The 24,380-nt window shown below is 39.6% G+C and carries 25 protein-coding genes and 1 pseudogene; 18 read left to right on the top strand and 8 right to left on the bottom strand.

What is annotated here, in order from left to right; translation table 11 throughout:
• The first annotated feature begins 326 nt into the window (after positions 1-326).
• The 7 genes from AC6UDA_RS00330 (at position 327) to AC6UDA_RS00300 (ending at position 6,674) form a co-directional block, all read left to right on the top strand.
• On the top strand, positions 327-1,448 hold the full coding sequence (locus tag AC6UDA_RS00330) for an NAD(P)-dependent alcohol dehydrogenase (RefSeq protein ID WP_500710313.1): 1,122 nt from the start codon (positions 327-329) through the stop codon (positions 1,446-1,448).
• A 64-nt stretch (positions 1,449-1,512) separates the two neighbouring features.
• Positions 1,513-2,973 (top strand): aldehyde dehydrogenase, encoded by a 1,461-nt coding sequence (gene aldA, locus AC6UDA_RS00325; protein WP_500710310.1) that lies wholly within the window; start codon positions 1,513-1,515, stop codon positions 2,971-2,973.
• Positions 2,974-3,137: 164 nt separating this feature from the next.
• Positions 3,138-3,632 carry a GNAT family N-acetyltransferase gene (locus AC6UDA_RS00320; RefSeq protein ID WP_500710307.1) on the top strand — a complete coding sequence of 165 codons (495 nt, stop codon included), beginning with the start codon at positions 3,138-3,140 and terminating at the stop codon, positions 3,630-3,632.
• Between the two features lie 115 nt (positions 3,633-3,747).
• The gene (locus AC6UDA_RS00315; RefSeq protein WP_500710305.1) at positions 3,748-4,584 is read left to right on the top strand and encodes an aldo/keto reductase; all 837 of its coding nucleotides are present in this window, start codon (positions 3,748-3,750) and stop codon (positions 4,582-4,584) included.
• Between the two features lie 23 nt (positions 4,585-4,607).
• Complete coding sequence (locus tag AC6UDA_RS00310; RefSeq protein WP_500710303.1) at positions 4,608-5,210, top strand: NAD(P)H-binding protein; 603 nt, start codon at positions 4,608-4,610, stop codon at positions 5,208-5,210.
• A 23-nt stretch (positions 5,211-5,233) separates the two neighbouring features.
• On the top strand, positions 5,234-6,277 hold the full coding sequence (locus AC6UDA_RS00305) for a zinc-dependent alcohol dehydrogenase family protein (protein ID WP_500710301.1): 1,044 nt from the start codon (positions 5,234-5,236) through the stop codon (positions 6,275-6,277).
• Between the two features lie 16 nt (positions 6,278-6,293).
• Positions 6,294-6,674: a DUF2255 family protein gene (locus AC6UDA_RS00300; protein WP_500709349.1), complete on the top strand. Its 381-nt coding sequence runs from the start codon at positions 6,294-6,296 to the stop codon at positions 6,672-6,674.
• Between the two features lie 72 nt (positions 6,675-6,746).
• Here AC6UDA_RS00300 and AC6UDA_RS00295 read toward each other — a convergent pair whose 3' ends face one another.
• Positions 6,747-7,952: an ATP-grasp domain-containing protein gene (locus tag AC6UDA_RS00295; RefSeq protein WP_500710299.1), complete on the bottom strand. Its 1,206-nt coding sequence runs from the start codon at positions 7,950-7,952 to the stop codon at positions 6,747-6,749.
• Positions 7,953-8,088: 136 nt separating this feature from the next.
• Between AC6UDA_RS00295 and AC6UDA_RS00290 the strand changes: the two genes are divergently transcribed.
• Entirely contained in the window at positions 8,089-9,258 is a 1,170-nt protein-coding gene (locus tag AC6UDA_RS00290; RefSeq protein WP_500710297.1) for an MFS transporter, read from the top strand.
• Positions 9,259-9,304: 46 nt separating this feature from the next.
• Here the strand turns inward: AC6UDA_RS00290 and AC6UDA_RS00285 are convergent, their stop codons facing one another.
• Entirely contained in the window at positions 9,305-10,042 is a 738-nt protein-coding gene (locus tag AC6UDA_RS00285) for an SDR family oxidoreductase (RefSeq protein WP_500710292.1), read from the bottom strand.
• Positions 10,043-10,192: 150 nt separating this feature from the next.
• The gene (locus tag AC6UDA_RS00280; protein WP_500710290.1) at positions 10,193-10,939 is read right to left on the bottom strand and encodes an SDR family oxidoreductase; all 747 of its coding nucleotides are present in this window, start codon (positions 10,937-10,939) and stop codon (positions 10,193-10,195) included.
• Positions 10,940-11,121: 182 nt separating this feature from the next.
• On the opposite strand from AC6UDA_RS00280, the gene AC6UDA_RS00275 reads away from it, so the two are divergent.
• The gene (locus AC6UDA_RS00275) at positions 11,122-12,348 is read left to right on the top strand and encodes an ammonium transporter (protein WP_500710288.1); all 1,227 of its coding nucleotides are present in this window, start codon (positions 11,122-11,124) and stop codon (positions 12,346-12,348) included.
• 287 nt (positions 12,349-12,635) lie between these two features.
• On the opposite strand, the gene AC6UDA_RS00270 is transcribed toward AC6UDA_RS00275, so the two are convergent.
• A complete protein-coding gene (locus AC6UDA_RS00270) occupies positions 12,636-12,992 on the bottom strand; it encodes a hypothetical protein (protein ID WP_500710286.1) in 357 nt (118 codons plus the stop codon).
• 110 nt (positions 12,993-13,102) lie between these two features.
• Here AC6UDA_RS00270 and AC6UDA_RS00265 point away from each other — a divergent pair, with 110 nt between their 5' ends.
• Both AC6UDA_RS00265 and AC6UDA_RS00260 read left to right on the top strand, forming a co-directional pair.
• A complete protein-coding gene (locus tag AC6UDA_RS00265; protein WP_500710284.1) occupies positions 13,103-13,840 on the top strand; it encodes a hypothetical protein in 738 nt (245 codons plus the stop codon).
• Positions 13,841-13,963: 123 nt separating this feature from the next.
• A complete protein-coding gene (locus AC6UDA_RS00260; RefSeq protein ID WP_500710282.1) occupies positions 13,964-14,530 on the top strand; it encodes an LbetaH domain-containing protein in 567 nt (188 codons plus the stop codon).
• 141 nt (positions 14,531-14,671) lie between these two features.
• Here AC6UDA_RS00260 and AC6UDA_RS00255 read toward each other — a convergent pair whose 3' ends face one another.
• From AC6UDA_RS00255 to AC6UDA_RS00240, 4 genes are all read right to left on the bottom strand, one after another.
• On the bottom strand, positions 14,672-15,034 hold the full coding sequence (locus AC6UDA_RS00255) for a type II toxin-antitoxin system PemK/MazF family toxin (RefSeq protein ID WP_500699733.1): 363 nt from the start codon (positions 15,032-15,034) through the stop codon (positions 14,672-14,674).
• Complete coding sequence (locus tag AC6UDA_RS00250) at positions 15,031-15,273, bottom strand: hypothetical protein (RefSeq protein WP_500694239.1); 243 nt, start codon at positions 15,271-15,273, stop codon at positions 15,031-15,033. Before AC6UDA_RS00250 ends, AC6UDA_RS00255 begins: the two co-directional genes overlap by 4 nt.
• A gap of 301 nt (positions 15,274-15,574) precedes the next feature.
• On the bottom strand, positions 15,575-16,591 hold the full coding sequence (locus AC6UDA_RS00245) for an NADP-dependent oxidoreductase (RefSeq protein WP_500710279.1): 1,017 nt from the start codon (positions 16,589-16,591) through the stop codon (positions 15,575-15,577).
• A 12-nt stretch (positions 16,592-16,603) separates the two neighbouring features.
• Entirely contained in the window at positions 16,604-17,416 is an 813-nt protein-coding gene (locus tag AC6UDA_RS00240; protein WP_500710277.1) for an oxidoreductase, read from the bottom strand.
• A gap of 105 nt (positions 17,417-17,521) precedes the next feature.
• On the opposite strand from AC6UDA_RS00240, the gene AC6UDA_RS00235 reads away from it, so the two are divergent.
• The 7 genes and pseudogenes from AC6UDA_RS00235 to AC6UDA_RS00205 all read left to right on the top strand — a co-directional run bounded on the left by AC6UDA_RS00235 (position 17,522) and on the right by AC6UDA_RS00205 (position 24,324).
• Positions 17,522-18,061 (top strand): TetR/AcrR family transcriptional regulator, encoded by a 540-nt coding sequence (locus AC6UDA_RS00235; RefSeq protein WP_500710275.1) that lies wholly within the window; start codon positions 17,522-17,524, stop codon positions 18,059-18,061.
• Between the two features lie 12 nt (positions 18,062-18,073).
• Positions 18,074-18,769 carry a type 1 glutamine amidotransferase domain-containing protein gene (locus AC6UDA_RS00230; RefSeq protein WP_500710272.1) on the top strand — a complete coding sequence of 232 codons (696 nt, stop codon included), beginning with the start codon at positions 18,074-18,076 and terminating at the stop codon, positions 18,767-18,769.
• 148 nt (positions 18,770-18,917) lie between these two features.
• Positions 18,918-20,021 (top strand): MFS transporter, encoded by a 1,104-nt coding sequence (locus AC6UDA_RS00225; protein WP_500710859.1) that lies wholly within the window; start codon positions 18,918-18,920, stop codon positions 20,019-20,021.
• A gap of 141 nt (positions 20,022-20,162) precedes the next feature.
• Positions 20,163-21,731: an ATP-binding cassette domain-containing protein gene (locus AC6UDA_RS00220; protein ID WP_500710270.1), complete on the top strand. Its 1,569-nt coding sequence runs from the start codon at positions 20,163-20,165 to the stop codon at positions 21,729-21,731.
• A 370-nt stretch (positions 21,732-22,101) separates the two neighbouring features.
• Positions 22,102-23,118 (top strand): zinc-dependent alcohol dehydrogenase family protein, encoded by a 1,017-nt coding sequence (locus AC6UDA_RS00215; RefSeq protein ID WP_500694283.1) that lies wholly within the window; start codon positions 22,102-22,104, stop codon positions 23,116-23,118.
• An 18-nt stretch (positions 23,119-23,136) separates the two neighbouring features.
• Positions 23,137-23,859 (top strand): annotated as a pseudogene (locus AC6UDA_RS00210) (DUF6198 family protein); the annotation flags it as partial.
• Positions 23,860-23,931: 72 nt separating this feature from the next.
• On the top strand, positions 23,932-24,324 hold the full coding sequence (locus tag AC6UDA_RS00205) for a VOC family protein (protein WP_500696009.1): 393 nt from the start codon (positions 23,932-23,934) through the stop codon (positions 24,322-24,324).
• The last annotated feature ends 56 nt before the right edge of the window (positions 24,325-24,380 follow it).

The raw sequence follows: 24,380 nt of genomic DNA, 5'->3' as shown, positions 1-24,380 counted from the left end.
GGGTTCTCTTTTTTATACATAATTAAAGTTTATTCCATCACAATATTGGGGAATTTTTTTGGCTTTTGACTCTACTAGAAACACAAGGGTTTGGAAGAATAATTTCTTAGATAATTATGATTTTGATGTGTTATAACTTGAATTTTTTTAGAAGACGAGTATAACAATCTGTAAGCGGTTACAGATCAAACCAATCATTTCGAAAATTCCAATCCTGTTTAATAGAAAAGAGTTTAAAAAATCAATTGTTGATTAATGAAATCAGCTTTTTCTTTGATCATAATTGCTCAATAATTAACAATTTTACATTATGGGAGGGTTTACTTATGAAGATTGAAGCAGCGGTCGTTAATAAGAAAAATGGCAAATTCGAAATCAAAGATGATGTCGAATTAGCCAAAATGCAACCAGATGATTTACAAGTTCACATGGTTGCAACTGGAATTTGTCACTCAGATGAAGCCTTGAGAAAGGGCACGGCCGAGATTGGTTATCCAATTATTCTGGGTCATGAAGGTTCTGGGATTGTCGAACAGGTTGGTTCGGAAGTAAAAGACTTTAAGCCCGGCGATCACGTCGTTCTGTCATTTTATGGTTGTGGAAACTGCATTAACTGTTTAAGGGGAATTCCCACTCAATGTTTAAACTATGCGGCCAATAACCTATCGGGGGTTCGTCCCGACGGCAGTGCGCACTTTACCGAAAATGGGCACGATGTTGCCGACATGTTTGACCAATCATCGTTTACCACGACCACGGTGGTTCGTGAACGAAACGCCGTTAAGGTTTCAAAGGACCTCGATTTAAGAAAGTTAGGACCATTAGGTTGTGGCTACGTGACTGGTAGTGGAACGGTCTTTAATACTTTAAAGCCCGAGCCCGGCTCAACGATTGCGGTCTTTGGGACTGGAGCCGTTGGTTTGGCGGCCATGATGGCTGGTCGCATTTCCGGATGTACCAGTGTGATTGCCGTTGACATCGTTCCTTCCCGTTTGAAGTTGGCCAAGGAACTCGGCGCCACTGATGCCATCAACAGTAAAGACGAGGATCCCGTTGAAGCCATCAAGAAATTAACTAATGGGCACGGAGTTGACTACGCCGTTGATACCACTGGTGTTAAACAGGTCATGGAAAGTTCGATTCAAGCCTTGGCTCAAGGCGGAACAACGGCTACGATTGCCGTCACCGACCAGCACATTAACTTGGATACTTGGAACGACCTTTGTACCAGTGATCGCAAGGTTGTCGGTGTTAACATGGGTGATTCGATCCCGCAAGTCGACGTTCCCCGTTTAATTCGTTTTTACCAATTAGGCATGTTCGACTTTGATAAGACCGAGAAGTTCTACCCATTTGATGAAATCAACGAAGCCAATGCTGATTCCATCAGCGGAAAGACGATTAAACCGGTACTAGTAATTGATAAGGACTACCAACCCGGAAAATAAGGTTGATTAAATCACTTTAACATGATTGTTGAAATTAAATGTTATTGAAAGGAAGCATCATATTATGGCTGAATTAAAACATTACCAAATGTACATTAACGGAGAATTTAAAGATTCGGATTCAGGAAAAGTATTAACGGTGCTCAATCCAGCGACGGGACAGGCAATCTCAACCGTTCCTAGTGCTAGTAAGGAAGAGACGAAAGCGGCTATCGATGCCGCAGCTAAAGCCGAAGAATCATGGAAGAAGGTTCCAGCTGCCACTCGTGGTCAGTATTTGCACGCGGTCGCAAACGAAGTTCGTAAACAAAAAGACCATTTGATTTACATGCTTCAAGAAGAACAGGGCAAGATTAAGTCACTTGCCACCACTGAGATCCTATTCTCAGCCGATTACTTTGACTACATGGGAAGTGCCAGTCGAACCTATGAGGGAGAAATCCTTCAATCTGATAACGAAGACGAAAGTATCATGATTGAAAAGCAACCAATTGGCGTTGCGGCCGGCATTTTACCATGGAACTTCCCGTTCTTCTTAATTGCCAGAAAGATGGGTCCAGCACTAGTCACCGGGAACACCATTGTGATGAAGCCAAGTTCTGACACCCCTAACTTAGCACTTGAATTCGCTAAGATCGTTGAAAAAGTTGGCATTCCCAAGGGTGTTGTTAACATTGTCACGGGACCTGGTTCGGTTGTTGGCGACGAATTGTCAAAGAATAAAAAGGTTGGCATTATCAGTCTGACTGGTTCGGTTGAATCAGGGAAACGAGTCATGACGAGTGCCGCTACCCATTTGGCCAAAGTGTCACTTGAACTCGGTGGAAAAGCTCCCGCCATTGTATGTAAGGATGCTGATATTGACTTGGCGGTTCAATCCATCATTGATTCCCGAGTTGATAATAATGGTCAGATCTGTAATAACTGTGAACGAGTATACGTCCAAGAAGACGTGGCCGACGAATTCACCAAGAAATTATCGAAGAAAATGTCAGAAATCACGGTTGGCGATCCGATGAAGGACGAAAACGTTGGGATGGGTCCGTTGATTAACCAAGGAGCTTTGGATAAAGTTTCGAAAATGGTTGACCGAGCCGTTGAAGCTGGCGGCAAGGTTACCGCTGGTGGTCACAAGTTGAACATCGAAGGTGGCTTTTACTACGAACCAACGGTCATCACGAACGTCAAACAGGATTCTGAGATTATTCAAGATGAAATCTTTGGACCGGTTCTCCCGGTTGTGACCTTTAAGACTCTAAGTGATGCCATCAAGATGGCTAACGATAGTGACTTTGGCCTCACTTCCTCAATCTTTACCGAGAATCTGGATAACGCTCATCGGGCCGCAAACGAACTCGAAGACGGTGAAACCTACATTAACCGTTACAACTTCGAAGCCATTAATGGTTCACATTCTGGTTGGAAAGAATCTGGAATTGGTGGCGACGATGGTAAACATGGAATTGATGAATTCTTAAATACCCACACCATCTACTTGCAGGGACACCCTGATAAAGCAAAATGATAATCAATATTAATAATTAGAAACGGGATGAACTCATAGAGTCGGACCAAAAGTCGACTTTATGGGTTCATTTGTTTTACTTCTGTTTCTTTTTCATAAATTGTCAAAGTGAATAAAGATTGATAAGATTTAGGCACTAATAAAAGATCGTCGAGGAATTTTGAATGAAATTACGTGCTTTAGAGAAAACTGATTTACCCAAGCTCCACGAACTTTTTAATGATAAACGCGCCATGGACTACTGGTTCACCGAACCGTATCTTTCTGTGTCGTCCCTTAACGAAAGATACGAACGTGAGAACAATGATCCGGCCGTTCGCAATTTTGCGATTGACGTCAAAGGCAAGTTTGCTGGAATCGTGGCGTTGATTGATATTAATCCACGCGATCGAAACGCTGAGATTGAGATTGCGCTTGGTGACGAATTCGTTGGCAACGGCATTGCCCAGGCGGCGTTTGATGCCTGTGTGAACTATGGATTTGAGACGTTGAACCTCCACAAGATTTTCTTGTACGTCGACGTGCAAAACAAACCCGCCGTTTACATTTACGAAAAGTTTGGGTTTAAGATTGAAGGAACGCTCAAAGACCAGTTTTACGTTAACGGAAGTTACCATGACGTGTACTGGATGGCAAAATTTGAAGATGAATCGGTTTAAGACAACCAATCTTTGGTTGTTTTTTCTTTTCGACAAAACGCTTTACTTGCATTCAAGTCCAAGTAAAGGTGTAAATTATGAGGTAGTTAATAAATAACAAATAAGGAGAGTTATCATGGAATACTTTACATTAAATGACGGCAACCAAATGCCCGCAACTGGTTTTGGGACCTTTCAAATCACCAACCCCGAAGAGGCCGAACAATCGGTCATCGACGCCATCGCATCGGGTTATCGTTTAATCGATACGGCTCAATACTACCAAAACGAGGAAGCCGTGGGTCGGGGGCTGAAGAAGTCTGGCGTAAAACGCGAGGATTTATTTGTCACCTCTAAGGTCTGGTTCACTGACAGTGGTTACGACAAAACCATGAAAATGTTTGAGACCAGCCTCAAAAAATTGGGACTGGATTACCTTGATTTATACCTGATTCACCAGCCTTACGGCGACACCTTTGGTTCATGGCGGGCCCTTGAAGAACTTCAAAAAGCGGGCAAAATTAAGTCCATTGGGGTTTCCAATTTCTACGATGATCAGATTACCAATTTGGCATTATTTAACGACGTTAAGCCCGCCATCAACCAGATTGAGATTAATCCGTGGGAACAACAAAAGACCGCCGTCGACTATCTGGAATCATTTGATGTTCGTCCAGAAGCATGGGCTCCATTTGCGGAGGGCAAACACGCTATCTTTAATAACGAAACCCTGAAAGCAATTGGTGCTAAGTACAAAAAGAGTGTTGGTCAGGTCATCTTACGTTGGGAATTTCAACGTGGAATCGTGACCCTGGCTAAATCAACTCATAAGAATCGGATGGAAGAAAACATCGATATCTTCGACTTTGAATTAAGTGACGATGATATGAAGGAGATCGCCAAGTTAGATAAGGGTGAAAGCCAGTTCTTTGACCACCGTGATCCAAAGACCATTCAAAACTTCGTTAAGTAATGAGAATGTGAAAGGCATAATTCATGAAGAAAATTTTAATTATTGGAGCGACCGGAAACGTCGGTCAAGAGGTTGAAAAGAACCTGTTGGAAAAGACCGATGATTTTTTGACACTCTTTTCAAGAAGTGCAGGTCAAAAGTTTAGTGATGATGATCATGAACGAGCCGTAAGTGGCGACGTAAATGATTTATCTGACCTTGAAAAAGTTGTGCATGGTCAGGACGAAGTGTTTGTGGCGCTTAGTGGCAACTTACCGGAAATGGCCAGGAACATTGTGGCCGCCATGGATGATGAAAACGTCAAACGCCTGGTCTTCATTACGTCAATGGGTATTTATAATGAAGTCCCTGAAGAAATCTCGGCAAGTGGGAACCTGAAGAACAATCCACGACTGGCACCGTATCGAGAGGCGGCCGATGTGATTGAAGGTTCTGATTTAGATTACACGTTAATTCGACCGGGATGGTTTGATAATGGCAGTAGTCAGTACGAGATTACCTATAAAGGTCAAGATGTTAGCGGCAATCGGGTAGCCGTTGCCAGTATTGCTGATTTAGCGACCCGCTTGCTTCAAGATGACCAGTTGGATGTAAGAGAAAGTTTAGGAATTAATCGAAAAGCTTAGTTAAATGAATGTGAGGAATTAAAATGAAAGCAACTGAATTTATCAGACCGGGTGATGTCGAACTCGTGGACACGCCTAAACCTAAGATTGAAAAGCCAACCGACGCCATTATTAAGGTGGTACGGGCCAGCGTTTGTGGTTCTGACCTCTGGTGGTATCGTGGCATTGACGAACGAAAACGCGATACCTTTGTGGGCCACGAAGCCATTGGAATTGTGGATTCAGTTGGATCAGACGTCAAGGACGTTCAACCCGGAGACTTTGTGATTGCCCCATTTACCCATGGTTGTGGTCACTGTGCCGCTTGTTTGGCGGGCTTTGACGGTAACTGTATGAACCAGGAGAAAGGCGCCAACATTGGTTATCAAGCTCAGTACTTCAGATACATCAACGCGAACTGGGGACTCGTCAAGATTCCGGGTCAACCATCGGACTATTCAGACGAAATGTTGAAGTCACTGGTTACCCTTTCTGACGTCATGGCAACGGGTTATCATGCGGCTGCCAGCGCCGAAGTGAAGGACGGTGACACCGTTGTCGTCATGGGTGACGGGGCCGTCGGCCTTTGTGGTGTGATTGCGGCCAAGTTGCGTGGCGCAAAACGAATCATTGCCATGAGTCGTCACGAGGACCGCCAAAAGTTAGCCAAAGAATTTGGCGCCACTGACATTGTCCCAGAACGTGGGGATGAAGCGGTGAAGCACGTGATGGAACTAACCGACGGTGCTGGTGCTGATGCCATCCTTGAATGTGTTGGAACCGAGCAGTCGGTGGATACGGCAACTAAGGTTGCTAGACCAGGTGCTGTCGTTGGCCGAGTGGGAATTCCCCAAAAGGCTGACATGAATACCAACAAACTTTTTTACAACAACACCGGTTTGCGTGGCGGCATTGCGCCCGTTACCACCTACGACCGTGATGTATTGTTGAAGGCGGTTCTTGACGGCAAGATTAATCCCGGAAAAGTCTTTACCAAGGAATTTGATTTAGATCACGTCAAGGATGCTTACGCTGCTATGGATAAGCGGGAAGCCATTAAATCGTTATTGATTGTTGATAATGATTAGTTGAGGAGGCTTAAGAATGGCAAAAGATTGGACGAAAGAACAATTAGATGCATTTTCAAAAGCTGATGATATGCACGTTTCACCGTTTTATGATGATGGGGTGACCTACGGAACGCCAACCTGGATTTGGTCGGTTGTGGTAAACGGAAAGTTATACGTTCGGGCCGCTAACGGTCAGAATTCCAGCTGGTACAAGTCAGCCATGAAGCAGGGTGCTGGACGGATTCACCTAGCGAACCAAGATTACGAGGTTAATTTCGTTAAAGCTGATGACAGTGACAAAATCAAAAATGCCGTTAGTGACGAATATAAACGAAAGTACGCTGGAAGTCCGTACATGCCACCAATGTTAGCGGACGGACCGGTGAGTGCCACGGTGCAGATTGAACCTAAATAATTATTTAAAAGAAGTAACTTGATGGTTACTTCTTTTTTTATATGAAAAATCACTCATTTAGTAGATGAGTGATTATTTTTGATAAAGCGTATTTTGTTTAACCCACTGATCGATTTTAGTCAGTTCCCTTTGAACATCTTCTGGATTTTTTCCAACGACTGATACACCAACGATGGCATCAACACTACTATGAGCGTTGTCATAAATCCGGCCGATTTTGCCGAAGGGGATAACGTCATAAACGTTTTTAAATGGAATTTTTTGAGGATATTGCAGTAACTTGCCGCTTTCAGGACTGGTTAAGACAAATCCCCTGATGTTTTTGGTTGTAAATGAGTGGTTAACAACGTGACTTTGATCTTCAGAAATGTCAGCCTTAAGCAGTTCTTGAATTGGATTAAAATGAAATTCGTTTTGAATTTCTGGAAGAATGCGTCCGCCGCCAAGACGCGAACCAATTTCAAGAAAACAAATGTCTTTCCCATTGGCAAAAACCTCCAGATGAAACAGAAAATTGTTTGGTTTTTCAAAGGCACTCAATAGTTGAACGGTAAAATCATGAATTTGTCGATAGATATTGGTATTGGGATCAATCTGTACACTACCAGTTGAAGTGCCATGATGAAATTCAAGTAAATTGTGAAAGTATTTGGATGGAATTAAATAAACGAGTTGATTATTCAATATCATTCCGTCAACGTGATACAAATCCCAGTCCATATATTCTTCCGCAATAAAGTTAGTAAGGTTCTGTTCTTTGGCAATTTTCATCAACTGTTGTTTGTTTTGAATTTTGTAAGAATTCATCGATCCCATGCCATCACGTGGTTTCACGATAAGGGGAAAACCGAATTGTTTTGAAGCATTAATTAAGTCATTGACCGAATTGATTGGTTTAAAACTTGGAACTTTGACCCCAGATTTTTGCGCCGTTTCGATCATCGTTAGTTTATCTCTAAATTCCTTAGCACTCCTAACGGTCTGTCCTGGCACGTTATATTTCTTTCTCATCTTTGCAGCAAATTCAATTTCTTCTTCAGAGTATGCAAAGATGACATCAATTTGATTTTGAAAGTGCTGTTGCATTTCGTAATCAATGTACGTTTCGTTCCAGTTAGCTAGTTCGATAATTTTGATATTAGTGGGCAACTGGGCTGGATAGTTATTGCGATGGCGTTTCAAAATAAAAATTAAATATTGATTATCTTGATCGTTTTTAACGGCATCAAAGTAGTTCATAAATTGATTACTAATTGGCGCTAAGATTACTACGTTCATTGGTTTCACTATCCTTTAAAATGCTATTGACTTCACATTTATTCTTGCAATTTTAAATTAAAAATGTAACATGGGGCCAACATAATTTTGATTTTTCGTATCATAACACAAATTAAAAGGATAGGAGTGAATTATCTTGGAATTTAAATTGTTTTCTTCAAGACTTTTTTCTCAAATTGGGGACTTGGTTTTTAATACCCTGATTGATCTATGGATTTTGAATGTGTTTCACTCGTCTGCCACGTTAGGAACTAGTCTGGCAATTGCTAGTACGGCGAACTTTGTGGCTAGTTTCTTTGGTGGTTATATAGCGGATTCAAAGTATATGGGAAAAGCGATACTAGTGTCCGAATTACTTTCATTTTTGTTTTCGGTTTTAAACATTGTGTACCTTTCTTCCCTTGGTGGAGTCAAGCCCAGTATTTGGGTCGTTAATTTGTTTTTGTTTGTCCTGAACTTTAACGGATTTTTATTGTCGCCGTTGATGAAGAAAGCGATTAGTCAGTACATTCAAACCGACCGGATTCCTAAGTTTAATCAATCCATCTCAATTGCGGGGCAGGTTGCGACGGTGGTTGTTCCAGCTGTTAGTACATACTTATTTACCCATTCGTATTTAAACATCATTGGGGCGCTTGCTATCAATGCAGCATCCTTTGTAATCGCATTTTTGTGTTTATTGAAATTGGTTCACTATCAATCTTCCGGTCATACCAAGAACAGATACGCCATTGCGATCAAATATTTGTTAAATAATTCTAATTTACAAATTATTGTTTTACTTGGTATTTTACTGTCTCTCTTTTCATCGGAACTAAACGTTTTCTTTCCCGTCTTTGTGTCAAAGAACTTGGATCTTCAATCACTCTACGGAACGGTGATTAGTGCGGAAGCCATTGGTGGGATATTCGGAGCTTTTTCGCTTAAATTCTTCAAATCGACTAATAATCTTAAAAGTGAATTCTTCCTGATATTTATCTTGCTTCTAATTTTAATTGAGAATTTTATTTTCCAGAATATTTATTCGGTTTATGCGTTATCGTTCTTCGCAAACGTTGTTCTTTTGCGCTATGGCGTGATTAGTCAAACGTTTATTCAAATTAACGTTGATAAGGAACTAATTGGCAAGGTCTTTTCGGTCTTGTTTTTCTGCTTGAACATTGCGATGCCGGTGGGGAGTTTCATCATGGGTCACATCCTGTCCAACTCACTTGCTTATGCATTTGTATTTCTCGCAATTACACTGATTTCAACGTTTTTGATTCTTTTCTTTTACCGTGGTTTCTTTAAAAGAGTTGCTGAGTAACAAAACAAAAAGGTCCCTCACTAGCTACTGAGGGACCTATATTTATTTAAACATCCTGGTCGGTTGGACGAACCAAGACTTCGTTAATATCAACGTTTTCTGGTTGACTCATCATGAAAACCGCGATTTCCGCGATGTTTTCGGGACTCAACCAACCATGTTTGCCAGCTTCAATCTGTTTTTTAATCTTATCATCGTTGATGGTGTCCATCAGGTTCGTGTCGACAAAGCCGGGTGAGACAATCCCAGTCCGAATTCCATTTTGGTGTTGTTCCTGACGGAGACCCTCCATGATGGCTTTGACGGCGTATTTGGAACCATTATAAACGGCGGAATTAGGGTAAACCACGTGACCAGCAACCGAATCAGTGGCCATGATTAAACCTTGACCCTGTTGTTTCATTTGGGGAACGGCGGCCACGATTCCGTTCAAGACTCCCATGATGTTGGTGTCGATGGTTTTCTTCCAATCGGCTAACCGATCCGGGTCGTCGACAGGCCCCTGTGGCATGATGCCAGCGTTGTTATACATGACGTCTAGTTGACCGTACTTGTCGATTGCCATGCCGGTCAGTTCCTGAACGTCTTCTTTCTTAGTGACATCCGTAATTTTGTAAGAAAAGTTTTTTGGATTATCAACTTCGGTGGAAAGCTCTTCAAGTTGTTCCCCGTTTCTAGCACCCACGACCACTTTGGCGCCCCGAGACAAAGCTAACTTGGCGGTGGCAGCTCCCATCCCAGAACTACCACCGGTGATAACTACAACTTTATTTTCGATTGTCATAATAAAACCCCTCTTCCAACTTATGACTTCCGATACGAGATCATTTAACGCTAAATTTAATCCTGATTCAAGTAAATGGGTTCTAAAATTGATTAAGATTCTGTGACAAAAAACTCCTACTCATTGAGTAGGAGTCAAATCAAAGTTTTATTAGATGTTTTGGTCGGTTGGGCGAACCAGGACTTCGTTAATGTCAACATTTTCTGGTTGACTCATCATGAAGACGGCAATTTCTGCGATGTCATCAGGTTCTAACCAGCCATACTTAGTGTTGTTATTTTGTTCAATACTCTTTTGGATTTGATCGTCGTGAACGGTTGACATCAGGTTGGTATCAACGGCACCGGGTGACACAATCCCGGTCTTGATGCCGTTTTGGTGTTGTTCCTGACGCAGGCCTTCCATGATGGCTTTGACGGCATACTTGGAACCATTGTAAACGGCTGAACCAGGGTAAACCACGTGACCAGCGACCGAATCGGTGGCCATGATTAAGCCGTGACCCTGTTTCTTCATTTGAGGAACCGCGGCCACAATCCCGTTTAATACTCCCATGATATTGGTGTTTAAAATATCCTGCCATTCGCTCAATTTAGCTGGATCGTCAACCATTCCCTGCGGCATGATTCCAGCGTTGTTATAAATTACATCGAGCTTGCCAAACTTTTTGATGGCTAAGTCGACTAAGGACTGCACTTCGTCTTTTTTCGTAACGTCAGTTTGTTGATAGGCAAAGTTTTCGGGATGGTCAACTTCATCGGCCATTCGTTCTAATTTTTCTTCATTTCGTGATCCAACGACCACTTTGGCACCTCTTTTGAGGGCCAACTTAGCGGTAGCTTCTCCCATTCCAGAAGAGCCACCGGTGATAACTACAACTTTATCTTTAACAGACATCATAACAACTCCCTTCTTAATACAGGTAAATGGTAAACCCTCATATGGCGTAAACGTCAAGAAAGGCGACTTGATGAAACTTTTCCGTCTTTCATGTCACATATTGAGACATCAAACCTGTTCAAATGAAAATTAAAGCCTAGACTATTAGTATACTAAATTGATGAACGGGCGTGACTTACATGGCAGCAAACGAGGTTTTTGTATTTATCTGTACGATTTTGGTGTTCTTCATGACACCGGGGCTGGCGTTTTTCTACGCCGGGATGGTTTCAAGAAAAAACGTGGTGAACACCCTGATGTCGGTCTTCATCATGTGCAGCATTCCCGTTCTTTTGTGGGTCATCATTGGCTACTCGCTCTCATTTTCGGGGAACTACTTCAACGTTATCGGTGGGCTGCATGATTTCATGTTACATAATTTCAACTTTACCGCTCCAGCAACTGCCGGTCCCATCTCCAACGGTTCATACATGCTGTTTCAGATGATGTTTGCCATCATCACGCCAGCCCTTTGGATTGGCGGGATCGTTGGCCGGATGAAGTTTAAGTTCTTAATCCTGTTCACGATTGCATGGTGTATCTTGATTTACTATCCACTCGTTCACATCGTGTGGGGTGCAGGCTTTTTACAACAGATGGGAGTCTTGGACTTTGCTGGTGGAACGGTCATTCACATTAACGCTGGGATTACCGCTCTGGTGTTGGCCATCATGCTCGGACGACACAAGCGCGGCAAAAACGACAAGGCTTATAATCTGACCTGGGTCTTTTTGGGAACGGTCATCTTGTGGCTCGGTTGGTACGGTTTTAACTGTGGATCAGCACTCGCCATTAATCACATCGCTTTTCAGGCCATGCTAACGACCACGATTGCCACGGCAACCTCGATGTTAACGTGGATTATTTTAGACGTCTTTATCTTAGGCGCACCATCCCTGATGGGCGCATGTACCGGAACTTTGTGTGGCCTGGTTGCCATCACTCCGGCCTGTGGGTTTGTCGGGATTGGCAGTGCGATTGCGATTGGCATCATTGCCACGTTATGTAGTTACACCTTCATTAAATACTTAAAGCCCCGTTTGCACGTCGACGATACGTTGGATGCGTTCGGTTGTCATGGGGTATCTGGAATCGTTGGTAGTCTTTTGACCGGACTGTTCGCTAGTAAGGCAATCAATCCGCAGGTGAAGTTTAGCGGGATTTTCGCTGGTGGTTCACTCCATCAGTTTTGGATTCAGCTGCTGGCAACTGGTTTCAGTATCGTGTTTGTGACCGTCATGGTTTTCTTGATTGTGTTAGTGCTAAAGCACGTTACGAAGATGCGAGTTACTCCAGAAGAAGAGGCTAAGGGATTAGACCTGAGCGAGCATAAGGAACGAATTGATTGTGATGCGATTAATCGCTAGGATAACATGAAAGAAAATAATTTTATGTAGTTTGCCTATTAAGTAAAAAGTCAATTAATTTTTCAATCAAATGAGTTAATAAATTAATTATTACTGGAATAATGACTGATAGTAAGAGATACACAAATCACCAGTTTGTGGTGAACTGATGATTGAGCTTATCAGCTAAAGCTGGTGGGCTCTTTTTTGTCTTACTATCGAAGTTAATGCCAATTGAATTACCACGTTTTTGATTTTATTTTTTTCATTTTAAAACCAATATTGTTAATATTATCTATTCAGTTTGATTATTCTAGCTCTATGTATTTCACTTGAAATTGTGGGAATAAAATTTTGAACCCAGAATAGTTTAGATAACCATAAATGCCAATGCTTTTGTTGCCAATTGATCCTACATAATAATGAAGATTAACTGACCCTTGATCATCAGATAAATTTTTGAGTGGTTCATATTTATGGCGTTTTATGTAGTTATAAGTGGCTAAATTTTTGCTAAACTTTTTAATTTTAGTATTTGATAAAGTTATTGCTCTCATTTGAATGCTCACTGCTGCATGGTCAGCAAACAAAAGGTCGAAAGCAAGAAAACCAATCGATAAAATGATGGTGAGTGATGTTGATATAAGAATTGTTTTAGCTTTCATCTTGTAGGCCCCCTTTAATTTATTATTTTTTGTGATAATATTTTATCACAAAAAGTTATTTATGTAATATAATACTTATGTAAATATAAAGAATTTTAGGAGAATATAAAATGAAAACGGATAAGCTAATTTTATTTATTGTAATTTCAATTTTCTCAGTGCTTTTAGTTGTTTTTAGTAATATTAATTCTGTGAATGCATCGTCAATGATGGATACGAGATCAAGTAACGTTGAAGTAAGAGATACATATAAGTTATCTAATATTAGTCCAGATACAATTAAGGTTTTTGTCAAAGTATCTAGATATTATAATATAAGAGAAACAATCAATAATGATGAAATAACAATTGAGATGTTATTACCAACATCAGATCAGTCTGGTTTTCCTATGACTTCAGTAGTAGAATCTTCTGGATCACTTAAAAGTCCAATGTTTGATAATCCGAACTTAAAAGTCATTAAATTTTCTGATTTTATTGAAAACATGGATCATATGAATAACCAAACTGGAATTTCAAATGGAACTCCTTTAAGTATTTTGAAAAGGTGGAAAGGACAACAAAATGGACAACGTGTAAAACGGGGGACTCATGTTCATTGCAATCGCTTTAACGGAAAATATTCTGATCATAGATACTGGGGTAAAAACCATGCTAACGCATTTAGAGATTTTATTGGTAGTGATTGTGCTTGGCATGCGCATGATTATGGATGTGGATCAATTCCAAGTATGGAAAAATGTCAAGGACTTAATGAATATGGACATGGGGTTAAAGATTGTTCATCATGGAAAAGCCAAAAAAAGAAGCATCATAATTGGCCTAAAACTGCATGGTATCGAAATTAGAAAAAGTGCTATTAGATATTATAGGTAGGCATTTATGTGATTTTCTGTTTCTCATTATAATGATGATACAATTGTCACAGGAGCCTTTATAACTCTAAAAAACAAAAATCGAGGTAGATATCTATGTCACAAGAAGATGATCTTTTAAAAGCCGCCTTAAACGGTGGAACGTTTGACTTTCGTGACCCGTCATTTAAACCAACTTTTGATATTCATTTTAAAAATGCTGAACTATTGAAACAGTTTAACAGTGAACCAGATCCAGTTAAACAACAGGAAATTTTGGCGAAAATTACTGGCAGGGAAGTACCGGAAAACGTGATTGTCTTTCCACCACTTCAGACTGATTTTGGTCGCAACATTTTCCTAAAACCAGGGGTTTTAATTAACACCGATTGTCTCTTTGACGATGCTGGTGGGATTTATCTCGACGAAAACGTTTTGATTGGACCACGAGTTTCACTGATCACGCTTAACCATGATACGCGACCAGACCACCGGAATTTGATTACTACTGGTGCCATTCACATTCACAAAAATGCTTGGCTTGGAACTGGTGTCATTGTCCTTCCAGGTGTTACCATTGGTGAGAATGCCATTATCGGTGCTGGCTCGGTTGTCAATAAGGATGTTCCTGCCAATTCAACTTACGTAGGCGATCCGGCCAAACCAATTAAAAGGCATGATTAAGAGTGAAATTGGTTTTAGCGTTTTGAAACGTGGAATGATTTGATAATACTGTTAGTACTAACAATATGAATGCCAAAGCCTCTAACTAATTCGATAGTTAGAGGCTTTTTGTGGCGTATCAGTTTTTTATTACTATTTGTTTTATCCCTGGCTAGGGAAATTAAAGATCTGACCTACTAGTTGTTCTATGATTAGTAAGTCGTATTGAGTTAATTTTTCAATGAATTTAATATTTCTATCACTGTTACTAGACCAATCATAACTTGCTAGTTGACTAGTTATAACCTGACCATGTGTTTTGTATCCATTTAAATTAAAATTACCAGCATAGTTCCGAATTGTACTCGTAATTGGACAAACAACAACAAAACGAGTTGCGTCATTAAAGGCTTTGGTACTGATTACTAGGCCAGGACGTCTTTTTTTAATTTCGTTTCCTCTACTGGGATCAAAATCAATCCAAACAACGTCTCCTTGATTTGGACAATACGATTGATTATTCAAATCATTTCACGTCCCTCTAGTTGACTTTTATTATTAATGGGAGACTGGTAAAGTTTTCCGTTGGCATATTTTTTGTCGCCATAAATTTGTTTTATTTTTGGGACCAACATAAGTGCTCCCTGTTGATCTTTAGTTAGAAAGTATTCTTGTCCCAAAGCTAATCCATATTCTTTTTGAGTCTCACTATTGAAGTTAATACCAATTGAGTTTCCGCGTTTTCTGATTTTAACTTTTTCCATCAACATCATCTCCTTAATTACATTGTATCACATGTAACACTGAAGAACATAAGAGTACATAGTTTTTCTTTTTTTATTGTTAATTAAACTTTTTAATATATTTAGAACCTCTTAATTGGTTTTGAATTTTTGGTATTTTATTTCTCATTATTGGTGACTGTTGTTCGTTTTTGGAGGATTTATAGGATGGTTTGTTCCTGAAATTGTTGATGTATTTAAATAAATTAAATGAAGTGCCAGACATAGAATTTTAACTTTATCTGGCACTTCATTTTATTTTTACGGTTTTTGTTAAATAGTTTTACCTCATCTCAATCACTATCTTGCCAGTAGCGTGGTGTGATTCCAGTAGTTTATATCCCGTTAGCACGTCACTAAACGGGAAGACCTTGTCAATAATCGGCCTTAACTGCTGGTCTTCAATCATCTGGGTTAAAATATCCAGTTGAGGTCCACTGGGATGCATGATGAAAAAGGTGTATTCAACGTGATGTTTTTTGGCTAAAAGTCGCAAGGGACCACTAGCAATCTCAAACAAAATCGATTTAAACCAGCCGAGATGATGTTTCATTCCAAATTTAAAGGTTGGAATTCCATTGATTGTGATTAGCTTGCCACCAGGTTTTAAGATTTTAAAGGTATCTTTGAGGGTCTTACCGCCACGACTGTCAAAGGCAATGTCGTAATCACTTAACACCTCGGAAAAATCCGTCGTATGATAATCAATCACTTGATCGGCACCTAAAGAGCGCATTAACGCCACGTTCTTTTGACTCGTGGTTGTCGCAACGAAGGCACCTCGCGCTTTGGCAATCTGAATTGCCATGGTACCAACGCCACCAGATCCGGCTTGAATGAAGACTTTTTGGCCCTTTTTCAGTTTGCCAATTTCAATTAAAGCCTGGTAGCTCGTTAATCCGGTTAGGGGAACGGCACTGGCGTCAACTAAACTCAAGTTACTAGGCGTTTTAGCGATGTCGTTCTCGTCAATCGCGATAAATTCGGTTAAAGTGCCACTTTGATAATCATCAGGACGCCCGTACACCTGGTCACCCAATTTGAATTTAGTTACCTTTTTACCGATTTTGACAATCGTGCCAGAGAAGTCGTTTCCGACGGTAATTGGCAACTTGTACGGCATGATGATTTTTACCTTACCGGATTGAATCGTGTAGTCGATTGGGTTAAGTGACGAGGCCGCGATTGACACCAAGACCTCGTTGTCATTAATTTGAGGAACGGAAATGGTGTCCTTTACAAAGGGCGTCCGGTATTTTAGCAGTTGCAGAGCGGTCATTTGTTTGGGGATGTTAGTCATATTAGGCACCTCTTACATAAATTTGGGGATCAAACGATCCATCAGTCGAGTTGGTAAAACGGCATTGAAGAAAGCGGTTGGCTTCGCACCAAACCCAATGAGATATCGTGGTCTGGGCTTTTTGGCTAAAACGACTTTTTGAATTGTTTTGGCAATCAGAGTGGGTTGTGACGCTAATTTTGAAGCATAAATTTTATTAGTTTTCTCGGCCATTTCTTTAGCGGCTGCTTCGTACTTGGTTCCCTTAGATGAATTAACTAGCTTGTTCATAGCGATGTTGGACCAGTTACTTTTAACGACACCCGGTTCGATTAAGACCACCTGGATGCCAAACCTTTTTACTTCCATTCGAAGTGAATCACTTAAAGTTTCAAGTGCATGTTTGGATGCGAAGTACCAGCCGGCGAGTGGGCTACTAAACCGGCCCGCCATTGAAGAAATGTTGATGATTTTGCCCGCGTGTTGTTTTTCCATGTAGGGTAAAACCAGTTTCGTTAAGGCAACTAACCCGAAGACGTTGACGTCGAATTGGCGTTTGGCTTCTTCATCGCTGACGTTTTCGATGGCACCAAAAGAACCATAACCGGCCCCGTTAATTAAGACGTCAATCTTGCCGGCGGTTTGAATAACTTGATGAACACCTTTTTGCATCGAATCTTGGTTGGTAACGTCCATGATAATTGGAGTAACTCCGAAAGCCCTTAATGGTTCCATTGCGTCTGTGTTTCTGGCAGCCCCAAAAACTTGATAACCTGAGTTTGCCAGTCGTTTAGCGGTTTGATATCCCATTCCGGAGCTAGCTCCTGTGATTAAGATTGTTTTCATTAGTTACCTCCTAAATGATATAAGTTTCGTTGATTAAGTTACACGAGTATATTATAATACAACTGTTGCATTTGCAACTATGAACTCAAAAAAAGGTGATTATTAATGGAAAAAAAGATTGACAGAAGAGTTCGGAAAACCCAAAAAGCCATTCAAGACAGCTTTCGTGAATTATTGCAGGGGAAACCTAGTTTAGATCAAATTTCGGTGAAAATGATTTGCGATCAAGCCGACATTACGAGAAAAGCCTTTTACGATCACTATTCTGACAAGTCAGCGCTGGTTTTGGACTTTATGAATTCATATTTCAAAGAGTTGAGGTTGACCTGTCAGAATGTCGACGACACGAAAGTTCAAGAAAAGATTGAACTTTGGATTAATTTCTTCACTCAGGACCGTAACTTCTTTCGTAATCTATTAAAAAGTCAAGATTCGTATCAGTTCAGAAAAGAATTCAACGATTTTACCAGGGAACAACTGGAGTTTGTCACTAAAGATATCAGTCAAACGGAACTAGACTTCATTTGCTACGGAATTGATGGCATCATCGAAGAGCTAGTTTTATCAGACAAACAGGTTGATAAGGGTGAACTGGCTAAGAGAGTGAAGGCAATTTTAGTGCCATATCTGAGTCAAGATAAATAGGAGGATACTGCGATGAAAAAAATTTTAGTGGTCGAGACTAACACGACTAATTTCCCCAAGAGTAATCGACTGACTGGTCTGTGGTTGGGTGAATCAGCTGAGTTTGTGGTGGAAGTTCGAAAGGCTGGATACGACGTGGACTATCTTAGTCCAAAAGGGGCATACATTCCGATTGATCCGAGAAGCATGAAGTCGTCGTATGTTGAGGCTGATACTCTAAAGATGTATCAAGATCGCGACTATCAGAATCGCGGATTGTCTAACACTCTGAAACCAATTGACATTGACCCCAAAGACTATTTGGCAATTTATTATACCGGCGGACACGGCGTGATGTGGGACTTCCCCGATGACCCGCAGTTACAGAAAATCAGTTTGGAAATCTATAATAACGGTGGATACATCTGTTCGGTGTGTCACGGTATCGCGGGAATCCTTAACATTAAGTTGCCAGATGGGAAATATCTGATTTCTAATAAAAAGATTACTGGTTTTACGACTGCTGAAGAAGTTTTAAGTGGCAACTATAAAAGAGTGCCGTTCTTAAATGAGAAAGTTGCCAAAGAGCACGGGGCCCATTTTGAAAAAGTACGACCATTTAAAAGCCATGTCGTGAGAGACGGACGCTTAATTACGGGACAGAATCCGCAATCGCCAAAAGCAGTGGCAAAGGAGCTTGTGAGGGCGATAAATAGTAAAAGTATTTGAACAATAAGAATGGAAGTTGTTTAATAGAGCTAACTTAATTGTAAAAGGGGAAGAAATATTCTTCCCTTTTTTTAGAATCTGATTGATTGGAGGAGATCCTATCGATGCTTTAAGTACTCAAATAAAAAGCTTTTTAACCGGAAACTTTATGTATAATTTTTCCAGGGTCCTCCCGCATGCGATCTTATCCGTAATTCTGTTGGATAAGGGATTTTCTATCAGTCAAATATCTATCATTCAAAGTATTTTTATGGTTGCAACTCTCATAATGGAGATTCCATCTGGTATTGTTTCAGATATTATTTCAGAGAAGAACATGTACCAACTTTCCCTAATTTTGATTTTTATTTCTTATTTTTTAACTTTTATGACCAAATCATTTCTGCTAATCAGCGTGGCATGGTTTTTGTATGGGATGTCATCAGCGGGCATGACAGGGTCTTTAGACACCTATTTTGTCAAAACCATTAAAAATCATGACGGTAGTATCAAAAAATTCAACGTGAAAAACAACTATGCGATTTTGTTTAGTGGATTAATTGGTGGCGGACTAGGTGCAACCATTTATAACTACATCGGAATTAACATATACATTGTGTCTTTATTAGGATTTGTGCTTGCCTTTATACTAATTCAAGGCTTAATTCCAAAAGTAAACATCAAGATGGAAGATCGGATCACCTTAAGTCAAATGGTAGGCGGACTTAAAAGTCTTAAAAGTAACAGTAAATTATCAGTAATCATTGTACTGATGTGCTTTTTGCAGATGTTTGCCCAAGTGTTCTATCAATATTGGCAGTTTATCTTGTTACAAGACCACATCTCTAAAGCTTACTTCGGAATTGTGTATGTGTTGTTTCAACTCTTTTCAATTATTGGAAATATGATGTTAAAACACATCAAAATTTCAAAGATATCTTATGTTATTAATCTAATACTTATTCTGATTTTATTTGCATTGTGTAATGTGTTCAGGCTTGATTTTATGCCCGTCGTCTTTTTGACGCTCTTACAGATTCCCTTCAATGTCTATTCGTATCAACTTAATATTGAATTTCAGCATTACGTTAGTAGTAAGATGATGTCCACTTTTATTTTTATCATGGAATTCTTATCAATGATTGTTGCCGCTCTCACTTTGTGGTTTATTGCGGCTTTTGTGTCGAATAGTAATTTAATGATGGTTTTAAATGTAGTTGTATTAATTTTCTTTGTTGGGTCTATGATAATCAATGTTTTGAGGAAAAGTTAAGAGATCCAGAATGAATAGATTTTATAAACGATTGTTTTTAGATGTTGAACATTAAGTTCAACATCTTTTTTGATGGTGCTATGATTGTCTCAATTAATTTGAATTACATGAAGATTAACGACAATTATTGGGAGCAGACCGATGAAATATTTTGCTAAACATTTGATTAATCGAATTGGTATTTTGAAGATTATCATTTACCTTTTATTTTTATTTGTATCGTATGCTATCTTCTATTTACAACCGTATTTACTAAGTAACATCATTAATTCAAACGGTAAGAAAGTCATCTTTACGAGTTGTTTATTGTTTTTAACGCTAATGATTCCTTCGATTACCACTTATGTTAGTAATTATTTTTTACAGGCTACCCGTAAGTATTCTAAACAGGAGATCTGGTCAAACATCGAAAAGGGTGGTTACAAGTACTTTCAAGCAGAAAAAGTGGGCAAACTCCAAAGCTACATTGATGAAGTTTCATTTTCATGTCGTAAGTTGGTTCAAGAAGTGATGCCAGCAGGAATTAAGGGAGTTGCCTTACTTTCTTTATATACCGTTATTTTGGCTAAAATGAATTTAATGATTGGAATTGCATATTTAATTGTCTTTCTCATCTACATTTTACTTTCCGTTAAATTGTCGGGAAGAAATCGGCAATATGTCCGCGACTCTTTAAGTAAAACTTCCAAAGTGAATGAATACATCTTGGATTTTTATAATAATAAAGAAACAATTTATTCACTAAGAAGTTTAAGCTACGAAAACGGTATTTTTAATAACCTACTAAATAATGAGAGAAGAATCTATTATAAATTACAAAATAAAATTAATGGATCTGCGATTATCCAGCAGTTATTCATTGTGGTGATGGCTTTCGGAATTATTGTATTTATCAGCATTGTTGGTAAGAACAAGGATTACAGTATTTCTGGACTTTTAATTTTAGTGTATTCAATCATTAGTTTGAGTCAATTTGGGTCCGAGTATCTGGAGATGATTGAGCTTTTTGATCGTATCCGGTCAGGATTAGACGATTTACACTATCCTGTTTTGGGTTCGGTTCATGAAGGCAGAATTTTTGCCCCAGGTAGTGATTGGTTGAGGGTTAAAAAAATTAAATTTAGTTATCGTAATAGCAAAAACATTTTTAGCCATTTGTCATTAAACATTCATAAGGGTGAAAAGACGGCGATTGTTGGTGATAATGGCTTAGGGAAAAGCACGTTGTTAAAAATAATTGGTGGATTGATAATGCCACAAAGGGGTGAAATTATAATTCCGGCTCAAAGCTCGACCGATGTCGTGTATCTTGGTCAGGCCACACCGTTATTTAATCGATCATTATCCGATAATTTAACGTATCCAGGAAATCATAAAACATCATTTGACTTAATTAATCAACTTTTTGACGAAATCGGGTTAGAGAAGGTTTCAAAAGATGATGCTTTGAAAAATTATTCTACCAAAGAATTTAAGAGTCATTTTTCCGGTGGTGAGCAACAGAAAATCCTAATTTTGCGAACGTTTATTCAAGATCCATCAGTGGTTTTGTTTGATGAAAGTAGTAGTGGACTTGATCCACAATCGGTTAGTGTGTTCTATAAATTAATGGGAAAGTATTTAAAAAATAGTACCATTATTTCTGTCATTCATAATAAGTCCGAATTACAGTACTTTGATCATGTAGTTAATCTAAATAATTTAATTTGATAATCATCCCTGGACCACTAGGACATCTTCTAGCGGTTTGGGGGTGATTTTATTTCCGAACAATTCGTGTGATTTTCATTTTTATTTCGTTTTATCAAAACAATTATTGTGAAATTATTATTTATGTTAATTTATTTCAAAATAAAATGAGAATCAAAATGATTTGAAATATTGATCTTAGTATATTTGCTGATTCAGAAGTGCTTGTGAAGTTGTTATTTATTGCCATGCCAATAGTGTAAGCGGTTGCATTATTAAAATTCCGAGTATATATTGAATGTGTAAATAAAAACAAGCGCTTATTTTACTTACTATTAATTAATACTAAATTTAACATGATAAAAAGAGGCTATTTATTATGAACGATAAAATGAATGCTTTAGTAATGACTGCCAAACAAAAGATGAAGATGGAGCAGATTGACACTCCAACTCCAAAAGACGATGAAGTTTTGGTTGAAACGGCCTATGCCGGAATCTGTGGGACTGATAATGGGCTGTTCAACGGACTACCAGGCTCCACTGACGCTACCCCACCAATCGTGTTAGGTCACGAAAATTCTGGGATTGTTGCCGCCGTTGGTAAAAACGTCCAAGAATTTAAAAAGGGTGATCGGGTGGCCGTTGACCCCAATATTTATTGTGACAAGTGTTTCTATTGTCGAACTGGTCGTTATGAACTCTGTGACAACTTGTCAGCCATTGGAGTAACTCGTAATGGTGGACTTGCTCAATACTTTACAGCACCTGAAAAAGTGGTTTACAAGTTACCAGATTCAGTCTCACTTCAAGCTGCATGTTCACTTGAACCAATCTCTTGTGTGGTTCACGCAATGAAGATTACCGAGAACATTACCCCTTACCAACACGCTTTAATCATTGGTGATGGTTTCATGGCTCGTCTGTTCGCTCAAATCCTGCGTGACTACGGGATTCAACGAATTGATTTAGCCGGGATCCTAGACGACTCGGTGCTTGACCGTTTGAAGACTGAATTAAAGTTAGACAACGTGATTAACACGACGAAGACCCCGATTAAAGAAAATTATGACTTTGTGGTTGAAGCCGTTGGTCGTCCTGAGACTCAAGAAGAAGCTGCTGAGCACACCAACAAGGGTGCTCAAGTGCTGATGTTTGGAGTCGGTAAACCTGATCAGACCTTCTCAATGAATACTTACAACGTCTTTAAGAAACAGTTAACGATTAAGGGATCGATTATTAATCCCCATGCCTTTGAAGATGCGATTGCTTTACTGGCATCTGGTGCCGTTAAGACCACTCCGTTCCAGGATAATATTTTAAAGCTTGACGAAGTTGAAGGAGTTCTAAATCACACGACCCCTAAGATGGGGAAGTCGATTGTCGCAGTTAACCCAGAACTTAAATAAAAAAATGTGGTGATTGTTATGACTGCAAAGAAAACACCACGAACGATTTCGATGAGTGCTTCGATTATTTATTTTATTATTTCAATCATCATCAATTCACTTGGAAACGTTCTGACGTTGGTCACCAGTGCCAAGGTGGTTCCCCAGTTTTTGGGGTCCGCGTACTGGACGGCGGCCGAAACCAACTTTAGTATTGCGATTCATTGGAATCTTTTTTGGACTTTCGTCCTGATCGGAGTCGCCATCATCATTTTGAATGCACTCTTGCTTGGAAAATGGGACTGGGGCAGAGCCATTGGAAACATGATTTTCATGATTCCGTTTTCCTGGTTAGTTCAGGTATTCTATGACCTTTTGACCGAGATTATCAAGTTACCGGAGGCCCGTTCGTTGGGCTTAATCACCGTTTACGTGCTGGTCAACTTTATCGGAGTTGCATTTATTGCGATTGGAATTTCGATTTATCAACGGGTCAACCTGGTCTTACACCCAAATGACGATCTAATGCAGATCCTACGTTTCAAGTATTTTAAGGGGAACGCCGCTGAAGCAATGTGGGCTTCATACATCCCACCGACTGTTATTGGAATAATTGCGATTTTGATCACACATCGAATTGAATACTATGGGATTGGAACGGTTTTTGCCTTTCTTTTCCAGGGTGGCATTACCGGAATTGCCGATAAGGTCGTCTTTCCAAGCCTCAAGCACCAAGCGTTAGATACGTCTAATGGCATAGAAGATTCAACGGTGGCAACCGACGTTGATAATGATGAACACCAATTATCGCATAATAAAAAGGGGAGTAAGAAAATGAATATTAGTGATTACTTTACTGGTCTTCAACACGTAGGAATTCCTACTAAAGACCTTAACAAAACCATTCAGTATTATGAAAAACTTGGATTTAAAAAGATTGGCGATTTCCCAAATGGTAACATTCACTGTGCCTTTATGAAGTACGACAACCTCACCCTTGAAATTTGGGAAGGTGAGCCAACCAACCCGGTTGATGGCGCGATTAACCACTTTGCCTTAAATACCACTGACATTGAAAGTGCCTTTAAGGCCGCTAAAGAAATGGGACTGAACGTCGATGATGATCAAATTCAATACATTGGGGCGTACTGGACAAAGGGAATTAAATTCTTTAACGTCTATGGTCCTAACCACGAACGTATTGAATTTTGTCAGATTCTGAAGTAACGATTGATTGCCATTAAATTATTAAAACCTCAATTTTTAAAACCCATACCAAAAAG

This window comes from Fructilactobacillus sp. X8R4C1 (assembly GCF_059900905.1).
The sequence above is the reverse complement of the archived record's forward strand: the minus strand, read 5'-3'. Positions and strand labels throughout refer to the sequence as shown.